At 66.1% G+C, this 16,098-nt stretch carries 18 protein-coding genes and 1 tRNA gene; 9 read left to right on the top strand and 10 right to left on the bottom strand.

What is annotated here, in order from left to right; genetic code table 11:
• Positions 1 to 27: 27 nt before the first annotated feature.
• Complete coding sequence (locus ACZK3W_RS14110) at positions 28 to 798, top strand: abortive infection family protein (protein ID WP_153675899.1); 771 nt, start codon at positions 28 to 30, stop codon at positions 796 to 798.
• Here the strand turns inward: ACZK3W_RS14110 and ACZK3W_RS14115 are convergent.
• Together ACZK3W_RS14115 and ACZK3W_RS14120 are read right to left on the bottom strand one after the other, a co-directional pair.
• Positions 763 to 1,311, bottom strand: a complete 549-nt coding sequence (locus tag ACZK3W_RS14115) for a DUF6538 domain-containing protein (protein ID WP_478450056.1) — start codon at positions 1,309 to 1,311, stop codon at positions 763 to 765. The genes ACZK3W_RS14110 and ACZK3W_RS14115 overlap by 36 nt on opposite strands.
• Positions 1,312 to 1,375: 64 nt before the next feature.
• Positions 1,376 to 1,465: transfer RNA gene (locus tag ACZK3W_RS14120), tRNA-Ser, on the bottom strand.
• 124 nt (positions 1,466 to 1,589) lie between these two features.
• Here ACZK3W_RS14120 and ACZK3W_RS14125 point away from each other — a divergent pair.
• Positions 1,590 to 2,660, top strand: a complete 1,071-nt coding sequence (locus ACZK3W_RS14125; protein WP_197615106.1) for a DUF4241 domain-containing protein — start codon at positions 1,590 to 1,592, stop codon at positions 2,658 to 2,660.
• 81 nt (positions 2,661 to 2,741) lie between these two features.
• Here the strand turns inward: ACZK3W_RS14125 and ACZK3W_RS14130 are convergent, their stop codons facing one another.
• Positions 2,742 to 3,734 carry a LysR family transcriptional regulator gene (locus ACZK3W_RS14130; RefSeq protein WP_005410175.1) on the bottom strand — a complete coding sequence of 331 codons (993 nt, stop codon included), beginning with the start codon at positions 3,732 to 3,734 and terminating at the stop codon, positions 2,742 to 2,744.
• Positions 3,735 to 3,856: 122 nt separating this feature from the next.
• Between ACZK3W_RS14130 and ACZK3W_RS14135 the strand changes: the two genes are divergently transcribed.
• Positions 3,857 to 4,444, top strand: coding sequence for an FMN-dependent NADH-azoreductase (locus ACZK3W_RS14135; RefSeq protein ID WP_478450058.1), 588 nt, complete (start codon positions 3,857 to 3,859; stop codon positions 4,442 to 4,444).
• A gap of 222 nt (positions 4,445 to 4,666) precedes the next feature.
• Complete coding sequence (locus ACZK3W_RS14140; protein ID WP_197615103.1) at positions 4,667 to 5,017, top strand: SH3 domain-containing protein; 351 nt, start codon at positions 4,667 to 4,669, stop codon at positions 5,015 to 5,017.
• Between the two features lie 179 nt (positions 5,018 to 5,196).
• Here the strand turns inward: ACZK3W_RS14140 and serS are convergent, their stop codons facing one another.
• Entirely contained in the window at positions 5,197 to 6,477 is a 1,281-nt protein-coding gene (gene serS, locus ACZK3W_RS14145) for a serine--tRNA ligase (protein ID WP_049422117.1), read from the bottom strand.
• A 113-nt stretch (positions 6,478 to 6,590) separates the two neighbouring features.
• On the opposite strand from serS, the gene ACZK3W_RS14150 reads away from it, so the two are divergent.
• Positions 6,591 to 7,229 (top strand): energy transducer TonB, encoded by a 639-nt coding sequence (locus ACZK3W_RS14150; protein ID WP_121503608.1) that lies wholly within the window; start codon positions 6,591 to 6,593, stop codon positions 7,227 to 7,229.
• Positions 7,230 to 7,348: 119 nt separating this feature from the next.
• The gene (locus tag ACZK3W_RS14155; protein ID WP_032127721.1) at positions 7,349 to 7,921 is read left to right on the top strand and encodes an energy transducer TonB; all 573 of its coding nucleotides are present in this window, start codon (positions 7,349 to 7,351) and stop codon (positions 7,919 to 7,921) included.
• 158 nt (positions 7,922 to 8,079) lie between these two features.
• Here ACZK3W_RS14155 and aroA read toward each other — a convergent pair whose 3' ends face one another.
• The 4 genes from aroA to ACZK3W_RS14175 form a co-directional block, all read right to left on the bottom strand.
• Positions 8,080 to 9,387 carry a 3-phosphoshikimate 1-carboxyvinyltransferase gene (gene aroA / locus ACZK3W_RS14160; RefSeq protein ID WP_197615102.1) on the bottom strand — a complete coding sequence of 436 codons (1,308 nt, stop codon included), beginning with the start codon at positions 9,385 to 9,387 and terminating at the stop codon, positions 8,080 to 8,082.
• Positions 9,388 to 9,463: 76 nt separating this feature from the next.
• On the bottom strand, positions 9,464 to 10,663 hold the full coding sequence (gene pheA / locus ACZK3W_RS14165; protein ID WP_014037689.1) for a prephenate dehydratase: 1,200 nt from the start codon (positions 10,661 to 10,663) through the stop codon (positions 9,464 to 9,466).
• A 51-nt stretch (positions 10,664 to 10,714) separates the two neighbouring features.
• Positions 10,715 to 11,800 (bottom strand): 3-phosphoserine/phosphohydroxythreonine transaminase, encoded by a 1,086-nt coding sequence (gene serC / locus ACZK3W_RS14170; RefSeq protein WP_197615101.1) that lies wholly within the window; start codon positions 11,798 to 11,800, stop codon positions 10,715 to 10,717.
• Positions 11,801 to 12,259: 459 nt separating this feature from the next.
• Positions 12,260 to 13,066 carry an FHA domain-containing protein gene (locus ACZK3W_RS14175; protein WP_197615100.1) on the bottom strand — a complete coding sequence of 269 codons (807 nt, stop codon included), beginning with the start codon at positions 13,064 to 13,066 and terminating at the stop codon, positions 12,260 to 12,262.
• 125 nt (positions 13,067 to 13,191) lie between these two features.
• On the opposite strand from ACZK3W_RS14175, the gene ACZK3W_RS14180 reads away from it, so the two are divergent.
• The 3 genes from ACZK3W_RS14180 to ACZK3W_RS14190 all read left to right on the top strand — a co-directional run bounded on the left by ACZK3W_RS14180 (position 13,192) and on the right by ACZK3W_RS14190 (position 15,286).
• Positions 13,192 to 13,467, top strand: coding sequence for a polyhydroxyalkanoic acid system family protein (locus ACZK3W_RS14180; protein ID WP_005417302.1), 276 nt, complete (start codon positions 13,192 to 13,194; stop codon positions 13,465 to 13,467).
• A gap of 80 nt (positions 13,468 to 13,547) precedes the next feature.
• Positions 13,548 to 14,039, top strand: a complete 492-nt coding sequence (locus tag ACZK3W_RS14185) for a phasin family protein (protein WP_164080436.1) — start codon at positions 13,548 to 13,550, stop codon at positions 14,037 to 14,039.
• Positions 14,040 to 14,275: 236 nt separating this feature from the next.
• On the top strand, positions 14,276 to 15,286 hold the full coding sequence (locus ACZK3W_RS14190) for a restriction endonuclease (RefSeq protein WP_197615099.1): 1,011 nt from the start codon (positions 14,276 to 14,278) through the stop codon (positions 15,284 to 15,286).
• A gap of 180 nt (positions 15,287 to 15,466) precedes the next feature.
• Here the strand turns inward: ACZK3W_RS14190 and ACZK3W_RS14195 are convergent, their stop codons facing one another.
• The gene (locus tag ACZK3W_RS14195; RefSeq protein ID WP_134951390.1) at positions 15,467 to 15,859 is read right to left on the bottom strand and encodes a type II toxin-antitoxin system HicB family antitoxin; all 393 of its coding nucleotides are present in this window, start codon (positions 15,857 to 15,859) and stop codon (positions 15,467 to 15,469) included.
• Between the two features lie 8 nt (positions 15,860 to 15,867).
• Entirely contained in the window at positions 15,868 to 16,050 is a 183-nt protein-coding gene (locus ACZK3W_RS14200) for a type II toxin-antitoxin system HicA family toxin (RefSeq protein ID WP_197615098.1), read from the bottom strand.
• Positions 16,051 to 16,098 lie beyond the last annotated feature (48 nt).

Consider the following 16,098-nt stretch of genomic DNA (forward strand, 5'->3'; position numbering starts at 1 on the left):
CCTTCCAGCCGGCGCGCAAAGGTATCCATGGAAGGCCTACGCCCGACTGAAATACACTGGATAATCAGCCACTATATTGGCGTGTCGGGTGGTTATCTGGGCGATTTCACCTATCCGTCCCACCGTGAGTTCTACGCCGCCTACTGCGACTTAACGGTCGACCCCGAAGACTACCCGGGCACCACGCGGCAGCGCTTCTTGGCAGTGCTCTCCTCCGCCGATCCGCAGACTCAGGCGGCGATAGTGCGAGGCGTTGCCCGCCGGTTCCCGGTGGGGTCAGAGGTCCAGCGGACCCAAGATGCACGCTCGAAGCTGCTTGCCATGGCAAAGCGGTGCAGCCAAGTAGCCTCTGTGGAGCCGACGTCGCCCAGGTTGGCCAGCGAGCTAGTGCGCCAAGCCTTGGCCGATGCTGCATCGCTGCTGGAGATGCAGGGTCCAGTGAGTGCCTTGGATCGCGTTCACACGGCCCTCCATGGCTATTTGAAAACAGTATGTCGATCGGCAGGACTGGACATGGCTGCGCTGCCAGCAGATCCTGGAGTCACTCAGATTTTTAAGCTGATGCGTGAGAACCATCCCGCGCTGCGCGATATGGGCGTCCAAGACGACGCAATGCGCAAGATCGTCTTTTCCATTGGGAACATCCTAGATTCGCTTAACCCGCTGCGTAACAGAGGGAGCCTGGCTCACGCCAACGATCACCTTGTCGAACGCGATGAGGCGCTGCTCGCCATCAATCTAACCCGCAGCATTATTCAATACCTAGATAGTAAAAGCGGGGCAGATCGCAATGCGTAGAACTGTAGCCGAGTAGCCCATGGCCAGTGGTCTGATTTTGAGAAACCGGGACGACAGATCGCTAGATCTACGCCAGTTGCCCCCCCCCCCCCGATTGGCACACTCGCCCTTAGCGAACTCACGCATTCGGTGCACCTGCTCCTCCTGTGCTTCCTCGGGCAGTTGTGCCATCACCAGAATGGTCTCTACCATCGGCTCGCTGACGGCATGAAAGTAAGCAACCGGAAGCTCCAACGTCTCTGCCAGCTTTGCCAGGCTCTCGTTGTCCGGCATTCGATCGCCTCGCTCGTATCGGGAAATCCCTGGAGCGGCAGTGCTCTCCTTCACAAGGCCCAATACAGCTCCCGCTGCGGCCTGTGCCTGGGCTAGATATCTTGTTCGAAGGGTGCGCTTGATAAGCCGGCAATCGGGCACGGCTTGGAGATCGACAGGGACACGCTGGACGAACAACCAGCGGCCAGTGGACGACAGGCTGAAATGATGGGAATGCGCATGCGAGTGTTTCCTCTGCATGCTTCCTGCCCTCCCATCCGCAAAACCATTGATTTCAATCCAAAATCAATGAGTTAAGCTCGATTGGCGGAGAGAGTGGGATTCGAACCCACGGAAGGTTTAACCCTTCGCCGGTTTTCAAGACCGGTGCCTTAAACCGCTCGGCCATCTCTCCAATCGGGTCCCGGTCGCCCGGGCAGCGGCGTATTCTCGCACGTGAAGAGCATTTGCCCAAGACCACCCTTGCCCCCGCCCTTCGCATCCGGCACGGTGGGGCCTTCACTGCAATCGGAGCCCCCATGGCCCACCTCGATCTGGCCAACCTGCGCACCACCCTGCTGGACGACACCCAGCTGGCCGCAGTGGCCCTGCACCGCACGTTCGCCGGGCACCTGCCGGTCAGCAGTGGGCATGTGGTGGTCTGCGATCCGCTGGTCCAGGCCGAGGCGCCGGCGCTGGCCGACTACACCGCCCCCCTAGGCCGGCATCCGGTCGAAATCATCGTGCACAGCGGCCGCCCGGCGCTGGCCGTGGTCTGGTTCAAGCCCCGCGAAGCCCTCACTGCGTCTGCCCTGCACTGGCAGATGGCACGCTGGACCACGCAGGACCTGACCGGCCTGGATGAGGACAGTTTCATTGGCTATCCGGTCGACGCCGGCATCGGCTGCTTCATGGATACCAACACTCAGCAGGCACTGCTGGCCATGATCGAACAGACCGATGGCGACGAAGACAGCGAATGGTCGGATGCGCTGATCGACCATGACGGCCTGGATGAAGGCGCCGAGTACCGCCCGTGGGGCGAGGACTCTCCACACGGCCTGGTCGTATTCACCAGCGGCTGGGGCGACGGCGTCTATCCCAGCTACTGGGCGCTGGATACCTCCGGCATTCCGGTCGCCCTGGTCACCGACTTCCTGTGCATCCAGGGCGGTGATGGGCGCGACGAGCGCGAGATCGCCGACCAGGCCTATCGCGATAGCCTCCCACCCGAAGAAGCTGAAGCGCTGGCACGACTGGTTGCCGCCGTGGACCGCGACGACCCGGATGCGCTGCGAGAGCTGTTGAAGGATGCGCCACAGCGCGCCAACCAGATCGAGCCGGGCTGTGGCGGCACCGCGCTGTTCGAGGCGATCCGCCTGGACCACCCACAGGCACTGCGGGTGCTGCTGCAGGGCGGCGCGTTGCCCGCAATGCCCGAGCGCCTGCACATGAGCAAGGTGACCAGCTACTTGGATTACGCGCGCTTCCTGAAGAAGCCGCGCAGCGCGGAGCTGATGGCGGTCCTGGAAGCGCCGGTCATTGCCGAGCCCAAGCCAGCCGCACCGCCGCGGCGCAGCTTCTGGGACCGACTGTTCGGCCGGAACTGACCTGGGCCGGAAAGCAGCAACGCCGGGCATGGCCCGGCGCTACCGTTTCACAGATCGGCGGTGCAGTTGCGGCCAGGTGCCTCAGCCCGCATCCACTGCCAACGCGCCCAGCGCACTGGCCTTGATCCGCTCCTTGGCCTTTTCACAGGCGCCACCGCAATCCAGGCGAGAGGCCTCCAGCTGCGGCGGCAGGTGCTCGGCCAGGAAGTCGATGAACACGCGCACCGCCGGCAGCAGGCCACGGCGCGAGGCGAACACGGCATGGCACACACCCTGCGGCAGCGACCAGTCCGGCAGCACCACTTCCAGTTCGCCGTTGCGCACCGCATCGGCGCACACGGTTTCCGGCAGCATGGTGATGCCGAAACCGTCCTTCACCATGCTCTGCAGCAGCGGGAAGTCGAAACCGGCCACGCGCGGCTGCAGGTCGACCCGGCGCACTTCGCCTTCCGGGCCGTGCAGCTCCCAGCGCTGGCGGGCTTCGTCTTCGCTGATGCTGAGGGTGACGTGCTGGGTCAGCTCTTCAGGATCCTTCGGCCGGCCGGCGCGATCCAGGTACTTCGGGCTGGCCACCAGCAGTTCCTGCACCTGTCCGAAGCTGCGCATCACCAGGCTGCCATCGTCGTCCAGGCGCGAGCGCACGCGCAGGGCCACGTCGTAGCCTTCGTTGATGATGTCCACGCGGCGGTTGCTGATGTTCAACTGCAGGCGCACCTTCGGGTACTGCTCAAGGAACTTGGGCAGCAGCTTGGGCAGCTGCATCTGCGCCAGCGATACCGGCACGCTGGCGCGCACCACGCCGCGCGGTTCCGCGCTGAGGCGGTCCACCACTTCGCGTGCGGCCTGTGCCTCGGCCAGCATCGTCTGCGCGTGGCGGTGCACGCTGGTGCCGACATCGGTGACGGCGAAACGACGCGTGGAGCGCTGCAGCAGGCGAACGCCCAGGTCGGTTTCCAGCTGGCTGATGCGGCGGCTCAGGCGCGACTTGGGGATACCCAGTGCACGCTCGGCGGCGGCGAATCCGCCATGGTCGACCACCATCGCGAAGTAGTACAGATCATTCAGGTCATGCATGCCCGAGTTCCATATCTAGAACAATACGTGGCATTCAACCACCTTTATCCCGCCTTTGCAACAACCTATCGTTCTCTCCGTCGGCGGCAAGTCCGCCACCTCTCCCGAACATAGGTACTGCCATGAAGCTTCTGCACATCGACGCCAGCGTGCTTGGCGACAACTCCGTCTCCCGCCACCTGACCGCCGCCGTGGTGGCCCAGTTCACGCAGCAGATCGACAGCCTGCAGGTTGATTATCGCGATCTTGACGCCAATCCGGTACCGCACCTGCGCAGCGGATCGCTTGCCAAGGCCGACGCTGCCGAAGCCGCCGATGCTGAACAGGTACTCGAGCAGTTCCTGGCGGCCGATATCGTGGTGATCGGCGCGCCGATGTACAACTTCAGCATTCCGTCCACCCTGAAGGCCTGGATCGACCGCGTGGCCGTGGCCGGGCGCACCTTCAAGTACACCGAGAACGGCCCGGTCGGCTTGGCTGGTGGCAAGCGGGTGATCATCGCCAGCAGCCGTGGCGGCATCTACACCGATTCGCCCGCGGACTTCCAGGAGCCGTTCCTGCGCCAGACGTTTGCCTTCTGGGGCATCAACGATGTCGAGTTCGTACGCGCCGAAGGCATCGCCTACTCGCCGCAGCACCGCGAAGACGCCATTGCCGGCGCACTGGCTGCGCTGCCGTCGCACGAAGCGGCCGAGGCCGCTGCTGCATAAGCGTTCCAGCGTTCGGCGCCGCTCTCTCCTCGTCTGGGCGCTGAACGCGGGCCGGGATCCCCTCCCCCATCCCGGCCCACCCTGGCGGCCCCGCTTTGCGGGGCCGTTTTTTTGTGGCGTACGGACTGAGCGCTACGTCATCCACGCATGACGTGGATCCACCGCGCGTGCGCGTGGATACGCTGCCATGCGCGACGCTCACCAGAACGTTAGGCTGGGGCCATGAATTACATCGTGACCACTGCACACCGCAGCGAATTTCCGCACCCGATCACCCTGCGCCGTGGCCAGGCGCTGGTGGTGGGCGAACGTTATGAAGGGCCCGAAGGCTGGGAAGACTGGTTCCTGTGCGAGGCAGAGGGCCAGCAGCCGGGATTCGTGCCGGCGCCGGTGATCGGCCGCGACGCGCAGGGTGGCGCATTTACCACGGAAGACTACTGCGCGCGGGAACTGGATGTGGATCCCGGGCAGCTGCTGCGTGGCGAGCGCACGCTCAATGGCTGGGCGTGGTGCGTGCCGGAAACCGGCGAACCGGGATGGGTGCCGTTGGAGAAGCTGCGGGTTCTGGAGTGATCACGGTGGTTCATCCACGCATTGCGTGGATGTAGCCCGCATCGTAGATCCACGCCATGCGTGGATACGGTGCCATGCAAGCATGGCACCCACCAGAGCCGCAGCAGTGCCATGCAAGCATGGCACCCACCAGAGCCAGAGCAGTGCCATGCAAGCATGGCACCCACCCCATCAGGCTATCAGCCGATGGTTTCCAGGCCACCCATGTACGGGCGCAGCGCCTCCGGCACGGTGATGCTGCCGTCGGCGTTCTGGTAGTTCTCCATCACCGCGATCATTGCGCGGCCCACCGCCACGCCCGAGCCGTTCAGCGTGTGCGCCAGCTCCGGCTTGCCGGTGGCCGGGTTGCGCCAGCGGGCCTGCATGCGGCGGGCCTGGAAGTCACCACAGTTCGAGCACGAGGAGATCTCGCGGTAGGTCTCCTGCGACGGCAGCCAGACTTCCAGGTCGTAGGTCTTCACCGCCGAGAAGCCCATGTCGCCGGTGCACAGCAGCACCTTGCGGTACGGCAGGCCCAGCTTTTCCAGCACCACTTCGGCGCAACGGGTCATGCGCTGGTGTTCGGCGTCGCTGTCTTCCGGGCGGCTGATCGAGACCAGCTCGACCTTCTCGAACTGGTGCTGGCGGATCATGCCGCGCACGTCGCGGCCACCGCTGCCGGCCTCGGCACGGAAGCACATCGAGTGGGCGGTCATGCGCAGCGGCAGGCGTTCGGCATCGACGATCTCATCGCGCACGATGTTGGTCAGCGGTACTTCCGAGGTCGGGATCAGGTAGCGCGTGGAATCGCCCACGGCGGTCTTGAACAGGTCGTCCTCGAACTTCGGCAGCTGGCTGGTGCCGCGCAGCGAATCGGCGTTGACCAGCAGCGGCACGTTGGTTTCCTCGTAGCCGTGCTCACCGGTGTGCAGGTCGACCATGAACTGGGCCAGCGCACGGTGCAGGCGCGCGATCGGGCCGCGCAGCACGGTGAAGCGCGAACCGGACAGCTTGGCGGCGGTTTCGCCGTCCAGCCAGCCATTGCGGGCGCCCAGTTCGACGTGATCGAGCACCTTGAAGTCGAACTGACGCGGGGTTCCCCAGCGCGCCTGTTCGACGTTGTCGTTCTCGTCGGCACCGGCCGGCACGTCATCGGCCGGCAGGTTCGGAATGCCCATCGAGATGGCGTCGATCCTCTCGCGCAGCTCGTCCAGCGCCACTTCCGAGGCCTTCAGCTCGTCGGCGAAGGCAGCGACCTCGGCCATGATGGCCGAGACGTCCTCGCCCTTGGCCTTGGCCTGGCCGATGGCCTTGGAACGGCTGTTACGCAGGCTCTGCAGCTCCTGGGTCCGCACCTGGATGCGCTTGCGATCGGCCTCCAGGGACTCCAGGGCAGACACGTCGAGCTCGAAGCCGCGGCTGGTGCGCAGGCGTTCGGCGAGGTCGGCGGGCTGGTGGCGGAGCAGGGCTGGATCAAGCATGGCAGGTGTCGTGGTGGGTATCAGGGATGGGATTATCGCTTGTTATACGGATTTCTGCCGCCCGGTTCATTCCCGGCGTGGCAGAATCGGGCTATTCCGTACTGGTCCGGTCCATGTCTGCACCCCGCTCGTCGTCCGCCAAGTCGTTCACTGTGCATATCCCGCGCAACGCCCTGAAGATCGCCGGCATCGCCTTCGGCGTGGGCGTGCTGCTGTTCGTGCTGGTCTGGCTGACCGGCCGTGACAAGGAGTTCTTCCGCGCCGACCCGGCCGCACAGACCCCGCAGGAAACCGCCCAGGTCGAGCCCCTGCCGGAACCCTTGGCCGCTGCAGCCGGTTCCAGCGACATGCCTGACGCCAAGCCGGCACCGGTGGAGGAGGAAGCGCCGAAGCTGGTCGAAACCGCTCCGCCGCCACCCGCCCCGATCGCCGAGCCGGCCCCGGCCGCCCCGGGCGCAGCGCCGGCCGCGACCGGCAACAGCCAGCCGATGCCGATTGCCGGCCAGTCGCCGCCGCCGTCGTACCCCGCCGCCGCCCTGCGCGCCGGTGAAACCGGCACCGTGGTGGTACGCGTGGACGTGGACGCCACCGGCTATCCCAACAACGCCACGGTGATCCAGCGCAGTGGTTCACGCGACCTCGACCGTGCCGCCACCGACGCGGTGCGACGCTGGCGATTCACCCCGGCGCAGAGCAATGGCCAGGCCGTGCCCGGCAGCATTGAAGTACCGTTCGACTTCAAGACGCAGTAACTGAACGCTTCCCGGCAGGCAAACTGAACCCTGCCGGTGGCGTTGACGCAGCGCTGACACTTCCCGTCCATGGCTCGGGCAACACTTCCCACGTCGTCAGTTGACGGAAGGAGTTTGCGATGACTGCCACCACCCACGAAGACCTTCATTCGCCGCAGCTGCAGCAGGATTCCAGCGTGCAGCACAAGCCCACGTCGCCCTGGATGTGGATCGCGCTGATTGTGGCGATGTTTGCGGCCGCCCTGCTGTGGCTGCGCCATTCCAACCAGGAGGATGTGGCGCCGGCACCGGTCGGTGAGCGCATGTTGCCCGCCCCTGAGCAGGCTGCGGTGACCGATGCAGCAGCACCTGCAACGCGCCAGGCCGCCCCGGCCTCCAGCCAGCACAAGACTGCGCCGGTCGCGCGTAATCGCGAAGCACGCCCTCTGGCCAGCAACCGCATGCCCACCTACCCCGCTGCTGCACTGCGCAGTGGCGTGCAGGGCAGCGTGATCGCCAGCCTCAATGTCGATACCCGTGGCAATGTCGCCAACGCTGCGATCGTTTCGCGCAGCGGCGAGCGCAGCCGCGACCTGGACCGTGCGGTGCTGAACACCGTGCAGAACTGGAAGTTCCAGCCTGCGGTGCATGACGGCCGCGCAGTAGCAAGCGTGGTGCGGGTCCCGGTGGATTTCCGCACCGAGCAGCGTTGATCGCGGACGAGGGGTTCGTGATGTTTCGACGGAGGCTTCGGCCTCCGTCTTTTTATGCGGAAAGGCGTGCCGACCAAGGTCGGCACCTACCGGGCGATGTGAGCGTGCCAACCAAGGTTGGCACCTACCGGGTTACGTCATCTGCCGGGCGTGGCCGCTCAGGCCAGGTTGAACCCGGCGCTGCGCGCCAGGCCATCGAAGTCCGGGAAGGAGGTGGCGACGTTGGCGATGTCGTTGATGCGCACTTCGCCGTCACTGATCTGGCCGGCGATGGCGAAGGCCATGGCGATGCGATGGTCACCGTGGCTTTCGATGGTGCCACTGCCCAGGCGCACGCCGCCGTGCAGGGTGGCGCCGTCTTCGGTTTCGTCCACCTGCATGCCCAGCGCGCGCAGGCCGGTGGCCATCGCCGCAAGGCGGTCGGATTCCTTCACCCGCAGTTCGGCGGCACCGCTCACCACGGTCTGGCCTTCCGCGGCGGCGGCGGCCACGAACAGCGCCGGGAACTCGTCGATCATGTCCGGCACCAGTGCTTCCGGAATGCGTGCGCCCTTCAACTGAGCGTAGCGCACCACCAGATCCGCCACCGGCTCACCGCCCTGCTCGGCCGGGTTCTCTTCGGTGATGTCCGCTCCCATCAGGCGCAGCGCGTGCAGCAGGCCGGTGCGGCGCGGGTTCAGTCCGACCTGCTTCAGGCGCAGCTCGGAGCCGGGAATGATACTGGCCGCAACCAGATAGAACGCGGCCGAAGAGAAGTCGGCCGGCACCACGATGTCAGTCGCGCGCAGGCGCTGACCACCACGCAGGCGTGCCTTGCCGGGCGAGAATTCGATGTCCACGCCGAACGCGGACAGCATGCGCTCGGTGTAGTCACGGGTCGGGTGCGGTTCGGTCACCTGGGTTTCGCCCTGCGCGTACAGGCCGGCCAACAGCACCGCCGACTTGATCTGCGCGCTGGCCACCGGCGAGGCGAAGTCGATGCCGTGCAGCGATTGCCCGCCATGCACGTGCAGCGGCGGCGTCCCGTCTTCCTGGGTGTCGATCTTCGCGCCCATCTGTGACAGCGGGCCGGTCACGCGGCGCATCGGGCGGCCGGACAGCGACTCATCGCCGATCAGCGTGCAGTCGAATGCCTGGCCCGCCAGCAGACCGGCCAACAGGCGCATGCCGGTGCCCGCGTTGCCGCAGTCCAGCGGCGCATCCGGCGCCTTCAGGCCGTCGATACCGACGCCGTGCACGATGCGCTGCGACGGGCTGGGGGTTTCGATGCGCACGCCCAGCTGGCTGAAGATGCGCGCAGTGGCGCGGGTGTCCTCGCCTTCCAGGAAACCCTCGATATGCGAGGGGCCATCGGCCAGCGCGGCGAACATCACCGAGCGGTGCGAGACCGACTTGTCGCCGGGAATGGTCAGGCTGCCCTGCAGCGGCTGGCCCTTGCGGGCAATCCAGTGTTGCGCGTTGCTCATCGTTCGATCATTCCGTAAACGCCGGCAGCACCGGCGATGCATCAGGGGGCGGCAGCCGCAGCCACCGCAGCAGCACTCAGGGCACGGCCACCGGATAGGAACCCAGCACCTTGATCTGTGCCGAGTGCGCTTCCAGTTCGGCCAACGCGGCCTGCATCGGCGCGTCGTCGATATGGCCGGCCAGGTCGATGAAGAAGCCGTATTCCCACTTGCCGTGGTGCGACGGGCGCGACTCGATGCGGTTCATGCTGATGCCGTGGCGGGCGAACGGACTGAGCACGTCGAACAGCGCACCGGGCTTGTCATGGATGAACACCAGCACCGAGGTGCGGTCATGGCCGGAGGTCGGGAAGATGTTGCGGCCCACCACCAGGAATCGCGTGGTGTTGTCGGCATCGTTCTGGATCGGCTTGGTGACCACTTTCTTCAGGCCGTACACATGGCCGGCACTCTCGCCACCGATGGCCGCTGCGTCGTCGGCGTTGCGCGCACGGCGCGCGCCTTCGGCGTTGCTCGACACCGGAATCTTCTCGGCCTTCGGCAGGTTGGCGCGCAGCCACGCCGAGGTCTGCATGAACGACTGCGGATGCGCGTAGATGCGCTCGATGTCCTCGATGCGGCCGCTGCGCGACATCAGGTACTGCTGCACGCGCAGTTCCACTTCGCCACAGATCTTCAGGTTGGAGGTCAGGAACATGTCCAGGGTGATCTGGATGGTGCCCTGCCCGGAATTCTCCACCGGCACCACGCCGAAATCGGCGTTGCCCGCTTCCACTTCCTGGAACACTTCTTCGATGCTGGCCATCGGCAGGCCCAGCGCCGAGCGGCCGAAGTGCTTGAGCACGGCCTGCTGGCTGAAGGTGCCTTCCGGGCCGAGGTAGCCGATCTTCAGCGGCTCCTGCTGGGCCAGGCAGGCCGACATGATCTCGCGGTAGACGTGCACCAGCAGCTCATCGCTGAGCGGGCCTTCGTTGCGGTCCACCACCATGCGCAGCACCTGCGCTTCGCGCTCGGGGCGGTAGTAGTCGACGGCCGCGGCGAGCTTGCCCTTGGCCTTGCCGACCTGGTGGGCGAAACGCGCGCGCTCGGCGATCAGGCTCTGGATGTCGCGGTCGATCTGGTCGATCTTCGAACGCACATCGGCCAGCGCCAGCGGCGCCAGGGTGGGTGCCGGATTCGACGCGGCCTTGGCCTTGCCCTTCGCCTTGGTGGGCGCGCTGTCCTTGGCCGGTTCGGCCTTCTTCGGCGCCTTCTTGCTGGATTTGCTGCTTGCCATCGGAATTCCTTGTTGCGGGGCACGCACCCGACGGTGCGCGCCGTTCATTGCTCAACCGTGACGCTGCTGGAAATCGGCCATGAAGGCGACCAGCGCCTCGGCCCCGGCCAGCGGCATGGCGTTGTACAGCGAGGCGCGGATGCCACCCACCACCTTGTGGCCCTTCAGCGCCAGCAGGCCAGCGGCCTTGGCTTCGGCGACGAAGCGGGCATCAAGCTCGGCATCAGGCAGGAAGAACGGGATGTTCATCCGCGAACGGGCCGCGTGTGCGACCTCGTTGCGGTAGAAGCCGCCGGAGCCGTCGATGGCGCCGTACACCAGCGCTGCCTTGGCGGCATTGCGCTTGGCGAACTCGGCCACGCCGCCCTCGGCCAGCATCCACTTGAACACCAGGCCGGCCAGATACCAGTTCCAGGTGGGCGGCGTGTTGAGCATCGAGTCGCGAGCGACGTGCGAGCGGTAATCGAAGATGTCCGCCCGCGGCTGGCCGCTGCGCTCCAGCAGATCGCGGCGGATGATCATCACCGCGATGCCGACCGGGCCCAGGTTCTTCTGCGCGCCGGCGTAGATCACGCCATAGCGGCGCACGTCCAGCGGCTCACTGGCGATGGACGAGCTGAAATCAGCGATCAGCGGGACGTTGCCGGTATCGGGTACATCACGGAACTCGACACCGTGGATGGTCTCGTTGGCGGTGAGGTGCACGTAGGCGGCATCGGGCGACAGCTGCCAGTCGGCGCGCGGCGGCAGCGTGCGGTAACCATCGGCCTCGCTGCTGGCGGCGATGTTGACATCAACGTAGACACCGGCCTGCTTGACCGCCGTCTTGCCCCAGTGACCACTGACCACGTAATCGGCACGCTGGCCGGGGGTGGCGAAGTTGAGCGGGATCAGCGCCTGCTGGGTGGTGGCACCACCGGACAGGAACAGCACCGCATAGTCTTCGGGGATATCGAGCAGTCGACGCAGGTCGGCCTCGGCCTCGGCGGCCACGGACATGAACTCCGCGCCGCGATGGCTCATTTCCACGATCGAGGCACCGGTACCGTGCCAGTCCAGCATTTCCGCCTGCGCCTGGCGCAGGACCGATTCCGGCAAGGTTGCAGGGCCGGCACTGAAGTTGAACGCGCGCGTCATGTCACACCTGTGGGGCAAGACCCCTAGTATGCCGCAGTGCACCAGCCTTGCGGCCTTGTGCGGCAAGGGAAATTTGGTTTCATTGGAATCCATTCGCCAGCAGCACTGCCCCGGTAGTCGCCGACCTTGCTCGGCGTACGCCGTCAGGCGTCAAACCCGGCGAAGAAGCGTGCCGACCAAGGTCGGCACCTACCAGAGCGGATCCAGCGGACTCAGGCCAGGAGCAATGCCCCGGTAGTCGCCGACCTTGGTCGGCATACGCCGCCAGGCGTCATCCCCGCCGAAGGAGCGTGCCGACCAAGGTCGGCACCTACCAGAGCGGATCCAGCGAATTCAGACCAGGAGCATTGCCCCGGTAGTCGCCGACCTTGCTCGGCGTACGCCGGCAGGCGTCATCCCCGCCGAAGGAGCGTGCCGACCAAGGTCGGCACCTACCAGAGCGGATACGGCCGGTTCAGATCAGCGCGCGCCGAACCAGAGCAGCAGACTGAGCAGTGCGGCCAGCAGCAGCGCACTCACCAGCAACCACGGCCAGCGCCGGACCTTGCGCGGCGCGGCCGGCATCACCGGCGCCTGCTCGGCGTCCTGGCTGGACTCGTCTTCATCCGGCAGCGGGCGCCGGCGCGGGTCATGCGGCACTTCCAGCACGAACCGGTGCTGGCCATCGAACACCACCTGGTCGCCTGCCTGCAGCCAGCAGTGGCGCACGGCCACGCCGTTGACCCGTGTGCCATCGGCATTGCCCAGGTCACGCAGCAGCACGCGTTCGCCATGCACTTCCACGCGGGCGTGCTGTTCGGCGAAGGCTGGTTCATTGATCTCGATGTCAGCGTCGCCACCGCGGCCGATCAGGCGGGACCGCGACAGCGTGAAGCTGCGGCCATGGTGCAGGCCACCGACACCGCGCAGCAGGCGCTGCTGCTCATTGGTGCCGTCACCGCTGTTCGGTGCGGGGGCCTGCAGCAGGCTCTCCACCTCGCCCTGCAGGACCATTTCCACGCCGTCCACATACACCGCATCGCCCGCACGCAGCAGCGCCATGCGCCGCACCGGGCGACCGTTCACATGAATGCCGCAGATACCGTTGCCGACCTGCAGCCAGAGGCCGCGATCATCCACGCAGAACTGTGCCAGCAGCAGGGCTCCGTGGCCGGCGTCGCCGAGCCTCACACTGCCATTGGCCTGGCGCACGATGCGTTGCACCCCGGGCCGCAGCGGCTGGTCGGGCTGTTGTTGTTGGCTGAAGTGAACAAGCAGGTTCTGCACGCGGCGCAGCCTAGCAGGTTGGTCGCCAACGAAGAAGAACCCACGATGAGTGCTTGGCGCGAAGGCCCTCGATGCGCACAATGCTCGCCCTCATTGATCATCCCCGCTTTGCGCCAGGAGCCTGCATGTCCACCATCGATGTCCGCCACGCCCACGCCCTGCCCGATGCACAGGCGCGCGCCGCGATCGAACAGGTCGCCGCCAAGCTGTCCGAGCGCTTCGGCCTGAAGTCGTCCTGGACTGCCGACGTACTGAATTTCTCCGGCAGCGGCGTGGACGGTGCGATCGAACTGCAGCCGGGCGCCGTGCGCGTCACGGCCAAGTTGGGCTTCCTGCTGTCGGCGATGAAGGGCATGGTCGAAGGCGAGATCCAGCGCGTGCTGAAGGAAAAGCTGGGCTGAACCCCGGCGGCGGCCATCACGGCCGTGCAACGCCAGCGCGCGCTACTCTCGGGGCAGGCCCAACTCCCACGGGAAGTGCGATGAACCACTACGAGAACGACGACCGCCGCAACGACGACGCCTCTTTCGGTGACCAGGCCGAGCGCTTCTCGCGCAAGCTGAGTGACTCGGCGCAGCAGGTCTGGTTGGCCGGCCTGGGCGCTCTTGGCCGTGCACAGGCCGAAGGCAGCCGCTTCTTCGACGGCCTGGTGAAGGAAGGCGAAGCCTGGGAAGCCCGCCGCCGTGAACGCAACGGCGAACAGGGCCCGGGCTGGCGCGACAACGTTGAAACGTCGCTGGACGAGGCCCGCGAGAAGGCTTCCGGTACCTGGAACAAGGTCGAAAAAGCCTTCGACGACCAGGTGCAGGGCGTACTCAAGCGCCTGCACGTGCCCACCGCCGACGAGGTGACTGCGCTGGAGGCGCGCATCGACGCACTGCAGGCACGCCTGGCCAAGCTGGAGAATCGCGACGCCTCGGGCACTGATGCACCTGCACCGGGCAGCCATCAGTCGCCAGGCAGCCTGCCCTGACCGGCAATTGTTGCAATGCAATAAATTTTGATTGACAATCGCGAGCAACCCGCCAATCGCTTCGGCTGCCGTTTGTTCCCTCCCCTCACGGCTTCAGGATTGGCGGGTTTTTCGTGCCCGCGGTATTCCGAATTGCGTGCTCCATCACGCTTCCTGTCAGGAACCTCCTGACTCAGCGGCACGGCGCGACCTTTACACTGTCTCCTTCGCATTCGCCCCTTCCGCGCACCTCCTGCATGCTCCCTTGGATCCTGGCCCTGCTGTCGGCCCTGCTTACCTGTTCCCTGGCTGTTGTCTATCTGTGGTGGATCAAGCGGCGGCAAAAGGAGATGCAACTCGGCCTGCAGGCCCTGGCGGGCATGCACTGGCGCGAGTTCTCGGTACTGGTCAAGCGCATGCTGCGCGAGCAGCGCGGCCTGCGCGAACTGGATGACCCGGGCGAGGAATCCCGTGAGCCCAGCAGCGATTTCCTGCTCAGCGACGGCCCCAACAGCTGGCTGGTCTCGTGCAAGCACGGCTTGGCCTATCGCATCGGCACCGCCGCGGTGAACGAACTGGGCGCGGCCGCGCGCCTGGCCGGCGCCAAGGGCGGCGTGCTGCTGACCGAAGGCCGGATGGAACGCGACGGCCGCAGCGCCGCCGAAAAGCAGGCGGTTGAGGTGCTGGACGGCCCGCGCCTGTGGCCGTTGCTGCAGCCCTACCTGCCGGTTGATATCGAAGCCCGTGTGCGTGCCAGTGCCCGTCATGAAGCCCTGCGCCGCATTGCCATAGCCGCGCTCGCCGCGGTGACGCTGGGCCTGCTGGTGGGATTGAGCCTGCAAGGGCTGCATGTGCAGGACGCTCCGTCCGTTGCCGAGGAGACGGGCGCCCCCGCGCCGGTTGCGCCTGCGGTTGAAGCGGCGCCCGAACCGGCGCCGGCCCCCGCCACCACGCCGCCGGCCGCTGCGCCTGCACCGGCCGCGCCCTCAGCCGATGCGCGCAGCAATCCCAACCCGGATGCCGCCACGCTGGAGCGCTTCCAGGCCGATCTGTCCCGTGCCTTGGCCGGCAAACCCGGCATCGCCAGCGGTGTCTGGCTGACCCGGCAGACGCTGGCGATCAACCGCACCGGCGAGCTGGACGCGGTGTGGCCGCAGGTCTGCGAGGAAGTGCTGCACTACCCCGCCCTGCGCAACGTGCGCATCCAGCTCAACGCCCGCCCCGGCGTGGATGAGCCGGTGCGCTGGCGGCAGTGCGCTACGTATTGAAGAGGCCGCATCCACGCATGGCGTGGATCTACTGAATCCCGGTTGGGAATACGCGATACGTGCGAACCCTCGGTAGATCCACGCCATGCGTGGATGCCTCTGCGGCGTCGAGCCACGCTCGACTCATCGCGCATCGCGCAAAAAGCAGCCGAGATGGGCTCGGCTCTACATGGCGCCTGCTCAGCCCAATGCTGCGAGATGGGCGATGTAACTGGAGCGCGATTCACCTGCCGCTCTGGCCTGCGCATCCAGCCTCGCCAGGATCCGGCGTGGCAGGCTGATATTGACCCGCTCGATGGTGTCGTCCAGCAGGGCCGGATCAATGCAGATGTACGCAAGAATCCAACGGATGTCCTTGGATGCCTCGGCGGCGATTTTCTGCGGTGCCGAAGGTGTCGGAATCGAGCGTCCCTCATCCAGGGCCGCATCAATCCAGGCGAGCGCGGCCTCTTCCGCCGCAGTGAGCGCATCATCAAGCGTGTCGGCCGCCGAGAAGCACCCCGGCAGATCCGGAACGACCACACCCCACGCGGTGCGCTCATCGCCTGCCTCGATCAAGACTGGATATCGCATGGGCCCTCCTACGTCAGTCCTGCGAGCTTCCGCAACGCCAGCAGCAGCCCTTTCCCCAGATCCTTCCTAGGGTGAGGCACGGTGATGATGTGAGGGTGCTGCGGGTGCACGAATACATGATGGGATCCGCGAATCCGGCGACAGGTCCAACCTGCCGCCTCCAGATCCAGGATGAGGTCCCTGCTCTTCATGCGGGGACGATACACATCGTACACACGCCCCGACAGAGTTCAAGGCGA

It is taken from the genome of Stenotrophomonas sp. 80084_Sma, from assembly GCF_056481995.1.